Origin of the sequence: Aquimarina atlantica (genome assembly GCF_000626715.1) — a bacterium.
GTDB classification, from domain to species: Bacteria; Bacteroidota; Bacteroidia; order Flavobacteriales; family Flavobacteriaceae; genus Aquimarina; species Aquimarina atlantica.
Genome location: NZ_AQRA01000015.1, coordinates 1 through 18,381 on the forward strand (window position 1 = coordinate 1; position 18,381 = coordinate 18,381).

General features: G+C 32.3%; 14 protein-coding genes and 1 other RNA gene. 11 read left to right on the forward strand and 4 right to left on the reverse strand.

Annotated features, from left to right (window positions below; translation table 11 throughout):
- From ATO12_RS26615 to ATO12_RS23170, 6 genes are all read left to right on the forward strand, one after another.
- A partial coding sequence (locus ATO12_RS26615; RefSeq protein WP_205625262.1) for a T9SS type B sorting domain-containing protein occupies positions 1–1,378 on the forward strand: 1,378 nt, incomplete at its 5' end.
- 75 nt (positions 1,379–1,453) lie between these two features.
- Positions 1,454–2,410: a PorP/SprF family type IX secretion system membrane protein gene (locus tag ATO12_RS23150; RefSeq protein WP_034247216.1), complete on the forward strand. Its 957-nt coding sequence runs from the start codon at positions 1,454–1,456 to the stop codon at positions 2,408–2,410.
- Between the two features lie 84 nt (positions 2,411–2,494).
- Positions 2,495–4,468: an OmpA family protein gene (locus tag ATO12_RS23155; RefSeq protein ID WP_034247218.1), complete on the forward strand. Its 1,974-nt coding sequence runs from the start codon at positions 2,495–2,497 to the stop codon at positions 4,466–4,468.
- A gap of 122 nt (positions 4,469–4,590) precedes the next feature.
- Positions 4,591–5,406: a mechanosensitive ion channel family protein gene (locus tag ATO12_RS23160; RefSeq protein ID WP_034247220.1), complete on the forward strand. Its 816-nt coding sequence runs from the start codon at positions 4,591–4,593 to the stop codon at positions 5,404–5,406.
- 1,694 nt (positions 5,407–7,100) lie between these two features.
- Positions 7,101–7,757 carry a TrmH family RNA methyltransferase gene (locus tag ATO12_RS23165; protein ID WP_034247222.1) on the forward strand — a complete coding sequence of 219 codons (657 nt, stop codon included), beginning with the start codon at positions 7,101–7,103 and terminating at the stop codon, positions 7,755–7,757.
- A 47-nt stretch (positions 7,758–7,804) separates the two neighbouring features.
- Positions 7,805–8,170, forward strand: coding sequence for a VOC family protein (locus ATO12_RS23170; RefSeq protein ID WP_034247224.1), 366 nt, complete (start codon positions 7,805–7,807; stop codon positions 8,168–8,170).
- Between the two features lie 32 nt (positions 8,171–8,202).
- On the opposite strand, the gene ATO12_RS23175 is transcribed toward ATO12_RS23170, so the two are convergent.
- The 3 genes from ATO12_RS23175 to ATO12_RS23185 all read right to left on the reverse strand — a co-directional run bounded on the left by ATO12_RS23175 (position 8,203) and on the right by ATO12_RS23185 (position 12,085).
- A complete protein-coding gene (locus tag ATO12_RS23175; protein ID WP_034247226.1) occupies positions 8,203–8,967 on the reverse strand; it encodes a carboxypeptidase-like regulatory domain-containing protein in 765 nt (254 codons plus the stop codon).
- Between the two features lie 137 nt (positions 8,968–9,104).
- The gene (locus ATO12_RS23180; RefSeq protein WP_034247228.1) at positions 9,105–10,859 is read right to left on the reverse strand and encodes a DEAD/DEAH box helicase; all 1,755 of its coding nucleotides are present in this window, start codon (positions 10,857–10,859) and stop codon (positions 9,105–9,107) included.
- Positions 10,860–11,029: 170 nt separating this feature from the next.
- Positions 11,030–12,085 carry a glutaminyl-peptide cyclotransferase gene (locus tag ATO12_RS23185; RefSeq protein WP_034247230.1) on the reverse strand — a complete coding sequence of 352 codons (1,056 nt, stop codon included), beginning with the start codon at positions 12,083–12,085 and terminating at the stop codon, positions 11,030–11,032.
- Positions 12,086–12,172: 87 nt separating this feature from the next.
- On the opposite strand from ATO12_RS23185, the gene ffs reads away from it, so the two are divergent.
- From ffs to fsa, 3 genes are all read left to right on the forward strand, one after another.
- Positions 12,173–12,271: signal recognition particle sRNA small type (gene ffs, locus ATO12_RS25595), an RNA gene on the forward strand.
- A 120-nt stretch (positions 12,272–12,391) separates the two neighbouring features.
- Entirely contained in the window at positions 12,392–13,213 is an 822-nt protein-coding gene (locus tag ATO12_RS23190) for an SDR family oxidoreductase (RefSeq protein ID WP_034247232.1), read from the forward strand.
- A gap of 207 nt (positions 13,214–13,420) precedes the next feature.
- The gene (gene fsa, locus ATO12_RS23195; protein WP_034247234.1) at positions 13,421–14,074 is read left to right on the forward strand and encodes a fructose-6-phosphate aldolase; all 654 of its coding nucleotides are present in this window, start codon (positions 13,421–13,423) and stop codon (positions 14,072–14,074) included.
- Positions 14,075–14,130: 56 nt separating this feature from the next.
- Here fsa and ATO12_RS23200 read toward each other — a convergent pair whose 3' ends face one another.
- Positions 14,131–15,576, reverse strand: a complete 1,446-nt coding sequence (locus ATO12_RS23200; protein WP_034247235.1) for a TlpA family protein disulfide reductase — start codon at positions 15,574–15,576, stop codon at positions 14,131–14,133.
- Positions 15,577–15,820: 244 nt separating this feature from the next.
- Between ATO12_RS23200 and ATO12_RS23205 the strand changes: the two genes are divergently transcribed.
- Both ATO12_RS23205 and ATO12_RS23210 read left to right on the forward strand, forming a co-directional pair.
- Positions 15,821–17,446 (forward strand): ABC-F family ATP-binding cassette domain-containing protein, encoded by a 1,626-nt coding sequence (locus ATO12_RS23205; protein ID WP_034247236.1) that lies wholly within the window; start codon positions 15,821–15,823, stop codon positions 17,444–17,446.
- Positions 17,447–17,954: 508 nt separating this feature from the next.
- Positions 17,955–18,380, forward strand: coding sequence for a hypothetical protein (locus tag ATO12_RS23210; RefSeq protein WP_034247238.1), 426 nt, complete (start codon positions 17,955–17,957; stop codon positions 18,378–18,380).
- Position 18,381: the final 1 nt, after the last annotated feature.

The window sequence follows — 18,381 nt, forward strand, 5'->3', positions numbered from 1 at the left end:
AACGACTGATGCAGCAGGAGATTGGAGTATTGATACTGGAGTTGTTGTTCCTACGAGTGGATTCCTACCGCCGTTAACCGATAATGATACCTTAGATGTTGTGGCTACAGATGCCGGAGGGAATAGTGGGTCAGGAGTAGTGACTATTGACACCACTGCCCCAACAGCAGATACGTTTACTACTAATGATATTACGCCAACCTTAACAGGAACCGGGGAAGCAAATGAGACCTTAACGATTACCGTGGATGAGAACGGAGATGGTACCCCAGAAGTTACTTATACTGTAACAACCGATGCTTCAGGAGACTGGAGTATTGATACCGGAGTTGCAGTACCAGATAGTGGTAGTTTACCGGTCTTAACCGATAATGATACCTTAGATGTTGTAGCTACTGATGTAGCAGGTAACAGTGGATCAGGAGTAGTGACTATTGATATTACTACAATATCGGTAGATAGTTTTACTACGGATGATATCACACCTACTTTAACAGGAGCAGGGGAGCCTAATGAGACCTTAACGATTACGGTAGATGAAAATGGTGATGGTATCCCAGAGGTTACCTACACAGTAACGACTGATGCTACTGGTAATTGGAGTATTGACCCAGATACAGCTGTTCCTGATAGTGGAGTATTTCCTGTACTTGATGATATGGATACAATAGACGTGGTTGCAACAGATCCTGGAGGCAATATTGCAATTGGATTGGTAGATATAAACCTTAGTGATACTGATGGAGATGGAATTAATGATGTTGACGAAGAAAATGATGGTACAGATCCTTTGGATCCTTGTGATCCAAATCCAGGTGCGGTTTCTTCAGGTGATTGTGATGGTGATGGAGTAATAAATGAATTTGAAATAGGAGACGATCCAAATAATCCTCAAGATACTGATGGTGATGGTACGCCTGATATTTTGGATACTGATGATGATAATGATGGAATCTTAACAGAAGATGAGAATCCAGATCCTAATGGAGATGGAAACCCAGATGATGCTTTTGATACAGATGGTAATGGTACTCCTGATTATTTAGAACCTAACGGGCCAATAGAAGAAGGTGAAGACGGGATTACAGTCTTTACAGGAATGTCTCCAAATGGAGATGGTGTTAATGATGTATTCATAATTAGCGGAATAGAGAGATTAGAGAATACTTTAGAGATATATAACCGTTGGGGTGTTAAAGTATATGGAACTAAAAATTATGGAAGAGACGATCAATTCTTCAGAGGAATCTCTAAAGGAAGAACTACAATAGAAGGAACAGATCGATTACCAGTAGGTACTTACTATTATGTTTTAGAATATGTTTTAGAATCTGGTGAACGTAAGTCTAGAGCAGGTTACTTATACATTAACAGATAATCAATCAAAATTTAGATTCCCACGAGTATCGATATACTTACTCGTGGGTGAAATAAAAATGTTAAATTAGAGCGGATGAAAAAAATAAAGATAATAGTTGTGACAGCATTTTTGAGCGTTACTTTTTTTACCAGTTATGCACAACAAGATGCTCAGTACACTCAGTATATGTATAACACTATAAGTGTCAACCCTGCCTATGCAGGTAGTCGGGGTGTACTAAGTATTATGGGTCTTCATCGTAGTCAATGGGTTGGTTTAGATGGAGCTCCTCGTACCCAGACCCTTACCTTTAACACTCCTATTGGTGGTAATGAGCGAGTTGGTTTAGGTCTATCTATAGTTAATGATCAGATTGGTCCTACCGATGAGACGTATTTTGATATTGATTTTTCATATACGCTTCCCACTTCTGAAACAGGTAAGTTAAGCTTAGGTATAAAAGCCGGTGGTCATTTATTAAATGTTGATTTTCAAAAGCTATCACAATTTAATAGCAATGATGCTTTGTTTGAGAATAATATAGATAATAAGTTTAGTCCTAATGTTGGAGTTGGAGTTTATTATCACACCAATAAGTTTTATGTAGGATTGAGTGCTCCAAATTTATTAGAGACAGATCATTTTGATGAGAGTACTACTACTAGTAGTAGTGATGCTGTTAGTTTTTTGGCCGAGGAGCGTATCAATTATTATTTAATAGCAGGTCATGTTTTTGATTTGAGTGATACAGTTAAGTTTAAGCCAGCAGTTTTAAGTAAGTTGGTTTTTGGAGCTCCTTTGCAGGTAGATATTTCTGCTAATTTTTTATTGTATGATCGATTGACATTGGGAGCTGCTTATCGTTGGAGTGCTGCATTAAGTGGAGCAATAGGGTTTCAGATCTCAGATTCCTTAATGATTGGTTTTGCATATGATCGAGAAACGACAGAGTTAGGTCAGAGTCAATTTAATGATGGCAGTTATGAGGTATTTCTCAGATTCGAACTCTTTAAAAAATACAATAGAATGCTAACACCTCGTTTCTTTTAATTGCAATTTAGAGATGTATGCTTTCAAAAAATGATTAGAACCATATTAAAACCTAGTTTTTAGAATTAATAAAAACGAAAAACTATGAATTTTACCAAATACTTTATCAATATTTCCTTAAGTATGTTGTTGTCGGGGATTGCGTTTTCCCAGGAAAAACGAATGGCTAAAGCTGATGAAAGTTTTAATCGTTATGCTTTTGTCGATGCCCGTAAAATATATCTTCAAGTTGCAGAAAGTGGTTATGAATCTGCTGATTTGTTTAAAAAACTTGGAGACTCCTATTATTTTAATGCCCGGTTAGAGGATGCAATTCCTTGGTATGAAAAGCTAACTACTAAGTATGCAGATGATATTGATCCTGAATATTTATTTAGATATTCTCAAAGCTTAAAAAGTATTCAACGATACGAGGAAGCAGATAAGATAATGGAGCAATTTAATACGATTACTGGTAATGATCAAAGAGCAGAATTCTTCATGAATACCAGAGATTATTTAAAGTTTATAGAAATGCAATCGGGTAAGTTTAGATTATTGAAATTAAGTATAAACTCTAAGTACTCTGATTATGCACCTAGTTTTAATAATCAGGGAGAGTTGATATTTGCATCTTCAAGAGGAGGAGGAAGTGGAATGAGTAAGGTTGTTCATGAATGGAATGAAATGCCATTTCTGGATCTGTTTTCTTCAACAATTATTGAATCTAATGGAATTTTGCAAACACCCAAAAAGTTAAAAGGAAAAATAAATACAAAGTTTCACGAATCCTCTACTTCATTTAGTAGTGATGGACAAACAGTATATTTCACTCGTAATAATTATCTTAAAAGAAAATTAGGCTCTAATGTAGAAGGAACTATACTACTAAAAATATATAGAGCAACGCTCGAGAATGATAAGTGGACAAACATAGAAGAGTTACCTTTCAATAGCAATGAATATTCTATAGCTCACCCTGCATTGAGTGCAGATGGAACCAAACTTTATTTTGCAAGTGATATGCCTGATAGTAGAGGACTTTCTGATTTGTATGTTATTGATATACATGAAGATGGTACTTTTGGTGAACCCAAGAATCTGGGAGATAAAATTAATACAGAGGGAAGAGAAACTTTTCCATATGTTAGTGATTCGGGACGATTGTATTTTGCTAGTGATGGACATATTGGCTTGGGAGGGTTAGATATTTTTGTTACTGTTCCCGAGGAATTAGGAGAGTTTTCTATACCCTATAATGTAGGGAAACCAGTAAATAGTTCTGAAGACGATTTTACCTTCGTATTGAATGAAAACACAAAAATTGGATATTTCTCAAGTAATCGAGCTGGAGGAAAAGGAAACGATGATATCTATAGTTTTAAACAAACAGAAGAACTAATTACTACGTGTAATCAATATGTTGCCGGAGTAGTTACAGACGCAAGTTCTAGAGAAGTTTTGGTAGATGCCGAAGTATTTTTATTAGATGATACCAATAATGAGTTACAACGTACAGTTACAGATTCGAAAGGGAGATATAGGTTTGACCTTGAGTGTGATACATCCTATATTGTTAGAGCAAATAAGATAGGATATGGACCTACAGAAGCGCTTCTTACCGCAAATAATGTATTAGAACATAAGCATGACTTAGCGCTACAACTTAGCAAAGGTGGATTAGCCGAAAAAGAAGTGAAACCAGGTGATGATTTGGCTAAACTATTAGATCTGGAGATTATATATTTTGACTTAGATAAATCCTTTATAAGGCGAGATGCCGAAATAGAATTACAAAAGATTATTGTGGCACTTAACGAATACCCTGATTTAAAGATTGATGTTCGATCACATACAGACAGCAGGGCAGATGATGATTATAATATGTATTTAAGTGAACGCAGAGCAAAAAGCACGATTAAGTATATAGTAGAAAAAGGTAAGATAGACAGATCTCGGGTAACAGGCAGAGGATATGGTGAAACTGCACTAATTAATAAATGTGCAGATGGAGTACCATGTAGTGATGATGAACACCAACTTAATCGCAGAAGCGAATTTATCATACTACAAAAATGATAGTCTAGAAAACGTTTTGGCTTTGATATCGATTTCATATACCTTTGCTACCTTAAATTTTATCTATTGTAGTTGTATTTTTTATCACTGCAATATTTCAACACAAAATAACACAAATTATAATGGAAAAAGCTCAAGAATGGTTCAATTACGGTATTGAACTGGCAAAAGAATTTGGCCCTAAACTCATTACCGCCATCCTTATTTATATTATAGGGTCATGGGTTATTAAGAAATTAATTAGTAGTCTTAGACAGGTGATGTCTAAAAGTAAGTATGATGAGTCTTTGCAAAAGTTTTTATTAAACTTATTGACCTGGTCCCTAAAAGTATTCCTTATTATTCTTGTGATTTCGAGATTAGGCGTTGATGTCACTACTTTTGCCGCTGTAATTGCTGCAGCTGGTTTGGCAGTTGGTTTGGCGTTACAAGGGTCTTTATCTAATTTTGCAGGAGGAGTGCTTATTATGATTTTTAGACCTTACAAAATAGGAGATGTTATAGAGGCACAAGGCGTATTGGGTGTAGTTAAAGAAATTGAAATTTTTACAACAAAATTAACTACTCCTCAGAATAAGTTAGCCATCGTTCCTAATGGAGCAATGGCAAATGGTAATATCATTAACTATACGGCAGAAGGAATGATGAGAGTGGATATCACAATTGGTATAGGTTATGATGAAAATATAAAAAATGCAAAAGAGGTATTGCTAGGAGTTTTAACATCAAACCCTAAGATAATGAAAGACCCTGCACCTTCTGTAAATGTTAGCCAATTAGGAGAAAGCTCTGTCGATTTAGCTGTTCGTCCCTACTGTACTCCAGAGGATTATTGGGATGTTTATTTTACTACATTAGAAAACTGTAAACTAGCTCTTGATGATGCAGGTATTGAAATTCCTTATCCACACTCGGTAGAAATTCATAAGGAAAGTTAATCGTAAAATAAAAATAAGTTGAAATTATAAATCACTTTCTATTTTCTATAGAAAGTGATTTTTTTTGTAAACAGTTTAGGTTTAATGAGTTAAAAATATCAGAGGTGAGAATAAAAATATAACGATCTAAATCTATTATGTGTTTTAGTATTGAAAAACGAGATTCATACTTTTATCTTGATAAAAAATTACAGTTTACCTATCAATAATTGACGTTTTTTCAACAACCCAAAAACAGTTAAAACGCGTAATATATCGGTTAAAGAGCTGTATTTTTATATTTTTTATGGAATATTCCTACTTTTTTTAAGGATTTACAGTGTTTGGGACAGCTTTTTGTTTTATGTAAAACCCTGTAAGTCAGTATATTGTAATTTTATAGGTTAATAAAAATGTTAATTTTGTTTATTTTTTTGACGATATAATTAAACATTTATTTTTTTATGGTAAAACCGGAATAATTATGTGGTGTTTCTGTGTTCGATTTTAACAAATAGTAACTATCTTTAAGTATTGTTTTTGAGCAAAACATAATGTAATAATTACAGGATAAAAAACTTATTTCTTACCCCTCCCTGAGTTTTATATTCGATATTGTTTTGTAAAAGGATATGTAGTTTTTCATCTAAGTAGTAGTAATATACTTTTATGAAGAAATGAACACTTTTATTGTCAAATTGCATTAATAAAAAAATAAGTGATACTATAAAATCAAAAACTTCTGTTTTTGGAGGTATTTTGAGCGTAGTACTAAAATAAAAAGTAATTAATAAATGTGTAAAAACTGTAGATTTTTAATGTTAGTTTCTTTAGTAGATACATATCATTAAAGATTAAGGTTAAGACAAAAACAACCCCGCGATTGTGAAACTTTGGCGAGCCAACAAAAGCAGGGTCTGAATAGCGATTAATTTAAAATAAATCAATCATTATGAGTAGACTATTATTTCATGCGTCTATAAATTGTCAATTTCCATTTTCAATTGACATGATGCTTCTTTCTCTTAAGGAAAAATACATATCGTTTTCCTCCTTTTTCCGAAGGGCGAAATATAGTAATTCTTTATCTTTTTTACGGACTTACCGTACATTTTTTATCACTTTCTTAACACGATATAATACCAGAAAAACTATTGCTTTATCTGTAGTTAATCCTGTGCTACAGTTTAATATGCACAGCTACAACTTGTTAAGAAATTTTTTGATATTTATTTACCACGCTATACAGTATAATGACGCTAAATCTGATTTTGGTTATAACTATAACTAATACTAAAATCAATAACTATAAATTATATAACAACAGTATAATAGAGTATAAATAATGAAAAAGAAAAATTAGGCTAGTTATGATGCAAATAATTAGTCAGTAAGAAACATTTTGACAATGTGTTTACTTAAACCTTCCGTTTTTAGGGGTAATTTCGGGAGGTTTTTTTTATCTAAAAAAGTTTAAAAAGTAATTATTGTGAAAATAATGTTTGATATGTGATATCAAATTTTAAGTGTTTTTTAAATCCGAATTATGCACATACATGAGCTTTGTTGCAATAAGCCATAAATATTGCGACACAGAAAAAGCTATAGTGCATATGTTTAAGTTAAATTAAGTAGATTGTAAAGGGGCTGTCTGATATTGTAACAGGCAGCTCTTTTTTGTTAAAAATAATCGATGTTTTTATATTTTAGCAGTTATGATAGATATAAAACTTCTCGAATACTTAGAATCCTTTCTTACTCCAAGACGACAAGGCTTAAATACAAAAGTTTTGGAACGGCGTACAAATCATTTTACGGTGGCAGTAGAGGATGTGTATCAATTGCATAACACAAGTGCTGTGATACGTAGTTGTGATGTATTCGGGATTCAGAATGTACATGTAATTGAAGAGGTAAATGCAAAACGTATAGATCGGGAAATTGCAATGGGTGCTCAGAAATGGGTAGATATCAATAGATATTCTACTACCAAAGAATGCCTGGCTACACTACAAAAAAAAGGATATCAAATTGTTGCGACTACCCCACATGATGATTCTAAAGTTTTACAGGATTTTGATATTGAAAAACCAGCTGCATTTTTCTTTGGAAGAGAACAGCAAGGGTTAAGTGATCAGGTTCTTGAAGCAGCAGACGCCAAATTACATATCCCAATGGTCGGATTTACAGAAAGTCTTAATATTTCGGTTTCTGCAGCAATAATATTACAACATGTTACCACTAAACTTAAAGAAACAAATATCAATTGGCAATTATCTGAAGAAGAAAAATTAGAAAAACGAATGGAATGGGCAAAGAAAGTGATTAAAAGCCATGAACAAATTATTGCACGATATCATAAGAATGAGTAACTTTCTAACATCTAACATCTAACATCTAACATCTAACATCTAATATTATGGTTACTTGGTTCGAAATTCCGGTTATTGATATGAAGAGGGCTAAAGCGTTTTATGAAAAAGTTTTTGATATAGAAATTAGCCTTCATGATATGGAAGGCGTGCAAATGGGATGGTTTCCTAATCAAAATCAAACAGGAATTGCTACAGGAACATTAATCTATGCTGGAGAGCATTATAAACCTAGTGAAGATGGAGTTTTGGTGTATTTTTCTTGTGATAATGTTGCAAATGAAATGAGTAGAGTAGCAGATGCAGGCGGAAAAGTAGTTTTAGACAAAAAGCAAATTTCTGAAGAACATGGATATATGGCGTATTTTATAGACTCTGAAGGAAACCGAATTGCGTTACATTCATTACGTTAATACTATTCTAAAGCTCTTATATATTATATAAATTACTTTCTATCAAGTATTTTGTACTCTTCATAACATTCACTTATTGCGTCGAGGATTTGAAGATCATTTGCAAATTTTATAAAATCGACAGAATAGTTACAATTACGTAAAATCTCATCGATATCTAGTCGTCCAACTTGTAGAAGAGCCATTAAGGTAGCACGATCAAATTTGGTCTCCAAAAGATTTCTAATCTCATCGTCTTTTTTCATTTTACGTAACTTCCTTAACTCTTTTGAGCGTTTACTAAATATATTATATAAAAAGTCAGCAGGGTTAAAGATAGCACCTAGTACCTTGTTTACGGCTCCGGGTTGCTTATTACCACCTTCATAGCCAGAGTTTAATCCAGAAATACTATACCTGTAATTGTTGTAAACAGGAATTCTTTTAGCATCAATCTCCAGGTAACCTGTAAGTTGTACATCGGCAACGACTACCTCTTCTAGCGCAATTCCCAGTTCGGTCATCTTAATCTTAACTTCACCAAATTTAACCCAATCATTAGTTACTCTAATTTGTAATGGTTTATACCCGATATAAGAGAAATATAGAGTATCATTTACTTTGGCAGGAATATTAAAATCCCCTTTTTCATTAGTAATTGTTCCTATTACTTGGCTAAGATTAACGATATGAACATTTTCTAGTATCTTATCATTGGCAGCATTTAATACTTTTCCTGATACAGTACTTGAATCATTCTCTTGAGCATAAGTAGTTATACCTGCTAATAGTGCTATGTAAAATAATACTCTCTTCATGTATATAATATGACGTTCAATTTTAAATAATATAACATAAAAATCGCGCCAAAAATCATATTTGTTTGTTAAGTTCTTATATTCAGTGATTTACTTAAAAGTAATTTTTTGAATATACAAAAAACAAAACCTCTGATTTATCTACGATCACTACGTTTTCTACGATCTCTTTTTCGATTGCCTCCGCTACCTCTGTCTTCTTTAGAATCAAAACGTTTTCTACCTTTGGGTTTAAATCCGTCACTTCTGCGTTTTCCTTTAAAACCACCATCATTATCGCGACGACGTCTTCCTCTACGACCAGAATCTTTAGAGATTTCTACATTAACTTTTCTTCCTTCCATTCTGAAATCTTCAAAAATCTGAAGAACTCGTTCTTGATGCTCGGTATTCGTATTGAAAAAAGAAAAGCTTTCTTTTACATCTACTCGACTTAAAGAATCACTTCCTAACTCTAGCACTTCTTTCAGGAAATCCTTTAGAGTCATCCAATCAAACCCATCTTTTTCTCCTACATTAATAAAGTAACGCGTAGTGCCATCTCTACCAGAACTACCATCTTTTTCATTTACGGCATTTAAATCTCTAGATTTTTTGTAATAATTATGAAAACGAGAAAACTCTACCGAAAAGAATTTTTTGATCAGCTCTTCTTTAGAAAACTCTTCTAAAACTTCATTAATAGATGGTAAATAACTATCGATTTCATGATTTATTTCAGCTTTTCCGATGTCACTAGCCAAATGAAATAGTTGAACCTGACATATTTCTTCTCCACTAGGAATTTCTTTTTTCTCAAAGCTTTTTTTAATGATTCGTTCTACAGATCTAATTTTTCTGACTTCGCTTTTGGATACGATAACCATAGAAACACCACTTTTCCCTGCGCGTCCCGTTCTTCCACTTCTATGGGTGTATGTTTCTATCTCATCAGGAAGTTGATAATTAATTACATGCGTAACATCATCGACATCAATACCACGTGCAGCTACGTCTGTAGCAACCAACATTTGTATTTGGCGATTTCTAAAACTTTTCATTACCAAATCACGTTGGTTTTGACTTAGGTCACCATGTAATGCTGCAGCATTATATCCATCACCAATAAGATTTTCTGCTACTTTTTGAGTGTCTCTTTTGGTACGACAAAAAATTACAGAAAAGATATCAGGATTTGCATCTGCTAATCGTTTCAAGGCAGCATATCGATCTCGAGAATTTACTACATAATATTCGTGAGAAACGTTTTTAGAACCTGTGTTTTTGTGACCTACAGTAATCTCTATAGGGGTTTGCATAAATCGTTTCGCAATGGTAGAAACTTCTTTTGGCATTGTAGCAGAGAACAGCCATGTATTTTTATCTTCTGGAGTATGAGATAAAATAGTATTGATATCTTCATAAAACCCCATATTTAGCATTTCATCTGCTTCGTCTAATACACAATAACTAATATTAGTAATGTCTACCATTTTACGGTTGATCATATCCTGCATTCGGCCGGGAGTGGCCACTACAATCTGGGCGCCACGTTTTATTTGTTTTGCCTGATCTGTTATACTTGCTCCACCATAAATTGCAACGGTATGCAATCCAGGAATATATTTAGAGTAGTTTTTAAGTTCGTTAGTAATTTGTAAACAAAGTTCGCGAGTAGGAGAGAGGATTAATCCTTGCGTAATTCTGCTACTGCTATCAATTTTTTCAATTAAAGGAAAACCAAAAGCTGCTGTTTTTCCTGTACCGGTTTGTGCTAAAGCAACAATATCTGTATCTTCCTTTAATAAAATAGGGATTGCCTTTTCCTGTACTTCACTAGGGGTTTCGAAACCCATATCATTCACCGCCTTAATAATGGCTTCACCAAGACCTAACGCTTCAAATTTATTCATATAGCTAAAAATAAGCCGCAAAGGTACGGTTTATTATCTGTCTATTACAATAACGAGGAACTTATTATGGTGTTGCAGAAATTTATTGAGGAATGAACCTTTATTATGTAAGGAAATTGAAATAAAAAGATTAGTGTTTAATTATTGCATAATTGTTTAGTAGAGAAACGTTATGGTTTTTTTATAACTTCAATTTCAAAAAGTTTATCCCAGTTTTTACCAGTAACAAATAATCGTTTGGTATTTGCATTATATGCGATACCATTTAAAACATCCAGTTTTTCATGTTGCGTTACTTTTTTACGAAGACCACTAAGATTAATAACAGCTTCTAAAGCACCACTGTTAGGGTTAATTATAGCAATTCCATCCTTTTGCCAGGTATTAGCATAAATTTTTCCGTCAACCCATTCTAATTCGTTAAATCTGGATTTAACACCTTTGTTTGTAGTGACTTCTATATAATCTTTTTCTGCAAGGGTATTAGGATCAAGTATCCAGATTTTTTCTGTACCATCGCTCTTGTAGATCTGATTTCCATTATTGCACAATCCCCACCCTTCTTTACTTTGGCTATATGCAAAACTTCCAGTTTTTTCTAAAGTATTTAGGTCATAAATAAATCCTTCTTTAGATGTCCAGGTGAGTTGAAATATTTTATCATTCATAATGGTAATTCCTTCGGCAAAATATTCCTTTGCTATATCCTTTTTTACAAGAATTTTTCCGGTTTTATAGTCAAGTTTCCGTAAAGATGACATTCCTTTTTTACCGGTACTTTCATATAATGTATCTCCAAAAAACTCTAATCCCTGAGTAAAAGCTTCTTTATCATGAGGATATTCTGCAATAATTTTATAAGAATATAATTTAGGAGATATATTATTAAGAAAAGCAATTTTTTTGGTTATAGTGTCTATATTTCCATCATAAAAAACCTGAGCTGTTAAGATATGATTTCCTAGTTTTTCATCATCTATTTTTTCTTCGTAACTGAAATCTTTTTTAGAAGCTACCTTTTTATTGTCTAAAAGAAAAGTGACAGAATCAATTTTTATGTTTTGAGCGTTTATAATGTTTGCTTTTATAGTCTCACCAAGCATAAATTTAGTTTTATTATCCTCGGTTTTGATAGAAAAATATTTTTTTCGCTTATCCTGATTACTTCCACAAGAAAAACTGAGTATGCTTAAAATAATGATGACGAAGGAGTTAGAGATCTTCATTGTGATAATTAAATTTTAAGCAAGATATTTATTTTAATTGGGTTTAAAAAATCATTGTTTTATATCCTAAAGATTGTATCTTTGCACCGGCAAGTCCTACACAACTAGCTCCTGTTGAATCCTCCAGGGCGGGAACGCAGCAAAGGTAGACGGTTGTAGCAGTGTGATGTAGGTAGCTTGCCTTTTTTTGTGCCTTTGTTTTTGCTGCAATATAAGAATATCACCCCCAAATTATCATCATTGGTTTTCCTTCATTTTATATTTCGAGATTAGTAGATCGTTGATCAGAATTGTATATTTGCGATCATGAGCACAAATCAAAAAGATACTGTAGTTTTAATTACAGGAGGATCTTCTGGGATAGGAAAATCAATAGGGATATTTTTGGCAGAAAAAGGATATACGGTATATGGTACAAGTCGTAATCCATCTCGATTTCCTGATTTTGAATTTTTTACACTTTTAGAATTAGATGTAGCAGATACGAACAGTATCAATTCTGCTATTACAACAATAGAACAAAAACACGGAAGGTTAGATGTATTAATCAATAATGCCGGTGCTGGTATTACTGGTCCAATAGAAGAAATACCAAATGAGGAAATAGTAAGAAATTTTACTACAAATTATTTTGGCCCAATCAATGTCACCAAAGCGGTTTTACCAGTCATGCGAAAACAGAGAAGTGGATTAATTATTAATGTTACTTCTATTGCAGGATATATGGGGTTACCGTATAGAGGAATTTATAGTGCTTCTAAAGCTGCGTTAGAGATGACTACCGAGGCCTGGCGAATGGAATTGAAAGATTTTAATATTAGAATGACTAATGTGGCTCCGGGAGATTTTGCAACCAATATTGCTGCAGGACGTTATCATGCTCCCGTGATTAAAAATTCTCCATACGAAAAACCGTATGGTGATACATTAAAACTAATGGATAGCCATGTAGATTCGGGTAATGATCCTTTAGAAATGGCCAAAGCTGTTTTTAGGATTATAAAAACCGAAAAACCAAAAGTACATTATAAAGTAGGCGCATTTATGCAAAAGTTTTCTATTGTGCTAAAACGAATATTACCAGATAGACTATATGAGAAAATGCTAATGAATCATTATAAATTATGATTTACATTGTTGTAATTGAACTCATCTTAACTTTTTCTATTTCCTGAAAACGTTAAGATGAATTCATCAAATAGAGTGGCTTTTTATAAACTAGAAAAAGATATTTTTTAATTAACAAAAAGATTTTATTAGCCTACAACGATTATTTTTATATTCGCGATCTATAAAAGGGTAAAATTTAAACACAACAATTTTAAAAACAATACTATGAAATTTTTTATTGATACTGCAAATCTTGATCAGATTAAGGAAGCACAAGATTTAGGAGTTCTTGATGGAGTAACTACAAACCCATCTTTGATGGCTAAAGAAGGTATCACCGGTAAAGAAAACATAATTAATCATTATAAAAAGATATGTGAAATCGTAACCGGAGATGTAAGTGCAGAAGTAATTTCTACAGATTTTGATGGTATTATTAAAGAAGGAGAAGAGCTGGCTAAACTTCATGACCAAATTATTGTAAAAGTACCCATGATCAAAGATGGTGTAAAAGCAATCAAATACTTTAGTGATAAAGGAATTAAAACCAATTGTACATTGGTATTTTCTGCGGGGCAGGCGTTACTTGCAGCTAAAGCTGGAGCTACATATGTATCTCCGTTTATTGGTAGGTTAGATGATATCTCTACAGATGGGCTTAATCTTATTGCAGAGATAAGGTTGATTTATGATAATTATGGATTTGATACACAAATTTTGGCAGCTTCGGTAAGACATACAATGCATGTAATTGATTGTGCTAAGATCGGTGCAGATGTAATGACAGGGCCGCTTTCTTCTATAGAAGGATTGTTAAAACATCCATTAACCGATATTGGTCTTGCTAAGTTTCTTGCAGATTACAAAAAAGGGAACTAGTATAATTTTCCTAACACATAAAATTATAGAAAAAGCTGCTCTTATCGAGTGGCTTTTTAATTTTCTAAACTTGCCAATTGTGTATATTGCATAAGTTGTTTTTCGAAAACAGATGCAAATAAATCTGTACTAGGGTTTATTATTTTACCGTCTTGATCTACTAGAATAACCTTATTTCTATAATGAATTACTAATTCTTCTGAAGAACATTTTGGATATTTAAATTCGTATTCATTATCTAAATTGTACCCATGTCTTTTTATAGTTTTTAACCAGTTTTTTGTTTGATCTGGGTCAATATTTACAGCAATAAAATCGATACCAGGGTATAACGAACTAAGGTAAGTCGCTTTTTCATGAGCTTTTACATAATGATCTTTACTTTCTATCGACCAAAAATACAGGGCTGTAATAGGTTTACTAAAGAGCGAAGATAATTTAACGGTTTCACCTTTTGAAGTAATTAAATCCTGATCAGGGATAATTTTGTTGGGTCTCAATTTTGAAATATGTCTGGCAAGTTTTTTTAATTCTTTTTGTGATCGATTACTAGTGCTAACAGAAAGGTAATGTTTTAAAGCATTATTTGATTCTTCATTATTTTTACTATCATCCAATAAAAAACGAATAGTAGATCTTCTTAATAGATTATTTTTAATATATGAATGCTCTACAACATTATTAATTAAATCCAGCTTGTAAATAAAATTTTCTAAGTCATTATTATGTTGTAATCCATTCTCATTATTAGCAAAAGAAGCATTAGTGAAATAACAATTTAAAAACCAATTATAAGAATATAATCTTTTTAATTCATCATCATTAAAATCAATCTGATTTCTATAATTAAAAAAGGAAGCAGATAATTCTTTAGTAGCATCTGGCCCCTTCATTTTATAACGACTGGTAAAATAGTACTCATGCCTCATATAGTACTCAAATATAAAACTAGCCTGAGTAAGTTTTTTTGCCAAATTACTCAACTCATTTTTGTCGATTAATTTTTCAAAAGCAGCAGATTTTATGTTTAACAAAGAATCCTGATTTTTTTTGAAATATGAAGCAGACTGCATGAAGCCTGTTCTTTTTAAATGTTCTCTTTCAATTTCGTTTTGTAGGAACAAATCGATTAAAAAATTATTTTTTCCAGAACCCTTACCTGTAAAAACAAGAGATTCATCAAACTCTAAGGTATTTAAACGAATTAAAACACTATCTCCTTTTTCCAGAAGTACTACTTGATATTCTGGGTTATGTTTAAAAGAATATAACCCATCTTCTAAGTTTTCTATTTTGTGTAGAAACCTGTTATTTTTATCTAATAGAATAGTATCTCTATAATCATAACCTTTAGATAAAACAACATAGTTAGTATTAGGATTTACAATTTCACCACCAAAATAAGTGTATTCTTTATTGTCTTTGTCAGAAGAACCACAACTACATACAAAGCATGATAAAAAAGAAACTTGGATAAAATATCTTAGTACAGAAAATTGCATTTTTGCCACTATAAAATTAACTTACTCTGTGTCCAAAAATAAAGGGAATCACCTATTACGGTTGTTAATTATAAGTTAATTCTATGCATATTAACGAATTGAGCTATCTAAATTTTCAGTTTTTAGATTTTCAGTGATAAATAAACTACAGGATAAACCTCTAAATTAATGATAGATTGTTTCAGGTTCTAAATCCATTTTTCTACTTTTGCGGCAAATTTAAACCTTACAATTTTTCATACTCATGCTATCAGTTTCTAATCTTTCTGTTCAATTTGGTAAACGAATACTTTTTGATGAAGTAAACACTTCTTTTACACAAGGTAATTGCTATGGTATTATTGGCGCTAATGGCGCAGGGAAATCAACGTTTCTTAAAATTCTTTCTGGCGTATTAGAGCCTACATCAGGGCATGTACATCTAGAGCCAGGAAAACGAATGTCTGTTTTAGAACAGAACCATTATGCATATGATGAGTATAGCGTATTAGAAGCAGTAATTATGGGGAATAAACCTCTCTATAAAATAAAGAAAGAAATAGATGCTCTTTATGCCGATTATACAGACGAAAATGCAGAAAAAATAGGTGAGTTACAGGTGCAGTTTGAAGAAATGAATGGCTGGAATGCTGATAGTGATGCAGCAGCAATGCTTTCTAATTTAGGTATCAAAGAAGAATTGCATTATACGCAAATGTCTGATCTTGATACTAAACAACGAGTACGAGTATTGATAGCACAATGTTTGTTTGGTAATCCAGATGTTTTAATAATGGATGAGCCAACAAACGACTTAGATTATGAAACTATTTCATGGTTAGAAAGTTTTTTGGCAAACTTTGATAATACAGTTATTGTAGTATCTCACGACCGTCACTTTTTGGATGCAGTATGTACCCATATTTCAGATATTGATTTTAGTAAAATTAACCACTATAGTGGTAATTATACGTTTTGGTATGAGTCTTCTCAATTAGCAGCAAGACAAAGAGCTCAACAGAACAAAAAAGCAGAAGAGAAGAAAAAGGAATTACAAGAATTTATTGCGAGATTTAGTGCAAACGTAGCAAAATCTAAACAAGCTACCTCTCGTAAAAAGATGATAGAAAAGCTTAATATCGAAGATATTAAACCATCAAGTCGTCGTTATCCTGCTATAATATTTGAAAGAGATAGAGAGGCAGGTGATCAAATCCTAAATGTAGAAGGATTGGCCGCAAGCCAAGATGGGGATACATTATTTAAAGATATTGATATTAATTTAACCAAAGGAGATAAAGTTGTTGTCTTCTCTAAAGACTCAAGAGCTACAACAGCATTTTATCAGGCACTAAATAATAAACAAGAGGTAGACTCGGGTAAATTTAGCTGGGGAATTACTACTACTCAATCCTATTTACCAGCAGATAATAGCGAATATTTTCAAAATGATCTTACACTAGTTGATTGGTTACGACAATGGGCAACTACAGAAGAAGAAAGAGAGGAAGTATTTATTAGAGGATTCTTAGGAAAAATGATTTTTAGTGGTGAAGAAGCGTTAAAAAAATCAAATGTATTATCTGGAGGAGAAAAAGTTCGTTGTATGTTATCTAAAATGATGATGACAAGAGCAAATGTATTGATGTTAGATGAACCTACAAACCACCTTGATTTAGAGTCGATTACTGCATTTAATAATTCATTGAAAAAATTTAAGGGTACCGTTTTGTTTACTACTCATGATCACGAATTTGCTCAAACCGTAGGTAACAGAGTGATTGAACTAACACCAAACGGAGTTATCGATCGTTATACTACATTCGATGAATATATGAGCGATCCAAAAATTAAAGAGCTTCGAGAAAAAATGTATGGCGTAAATGTTTGATTTTGTGATCAAAATCTGCAAATGATAAATTAGTTTTGGAATTATACATTATAATTTCCTAAGCTTTTCTATAGAAAATATCTTCTTAATTAAGAGATTAACTCAAGTGGTTTTAGGAGTAAAACTCTATTTTGAAAATTCTAAAAAATGACTTCAAAATATGAGATTAACTCTGTCTATAAAGTATGTCATTATATAAATTGATGCTGCCTTAAAACTTTAGTTGAAGTCATTTTTAACGTATCCCAGATTTTAAATAAAAAAAGATTGCTTAGAAACTATCTGTAGGCATAAAACGAAGCTAGGTCTTTTTTTATTAAATCAATAAGTAAGTTGTTGATTTTTAAAAAAATAAAAACTATTTTAGAGGTGAGTTATTCGGCTATATTTTATTTTGTATATATAAAGTATAAGCTTTCACCATATTCCTTCCCCAAAAGTCGAAAGTAATTGCCGGTCTAACGAATAGTTAATAAAACTTTCACAAGCGATTTATAAAATAGTATCGATGTTATTGAGAAAAATTATAAGCATACTTTTTTTGGGTTTAACCATATTTTCTTTTGCTCAGTGTAAAACTGCAGAAAATAAAATTGAACAAGATAAACCACTACATCAGTCTATTACATCTACGAAAAATGATATGACCATTTCAAAATTAAACAAGAGTAAGTCTATGGAACTTCATGTTAAAAAGGTAATAAAACAAGGAGATCCGGCTACTCATTTTGAATATACTGTATATAATACTACAACAAAAACAATTATAAAACAAGGCTATTATAGAGGAACTAATGTTGATTGGAATGATAATACCTCTATAAAACTTGTTCCTTACATCGGGATAGAACAAAAACCAACTTCTGAAAATCCTGATGACCTATTGCTGTCAGATACACAAACACAAATAACAATTATTAAATTAAAAAACTGAC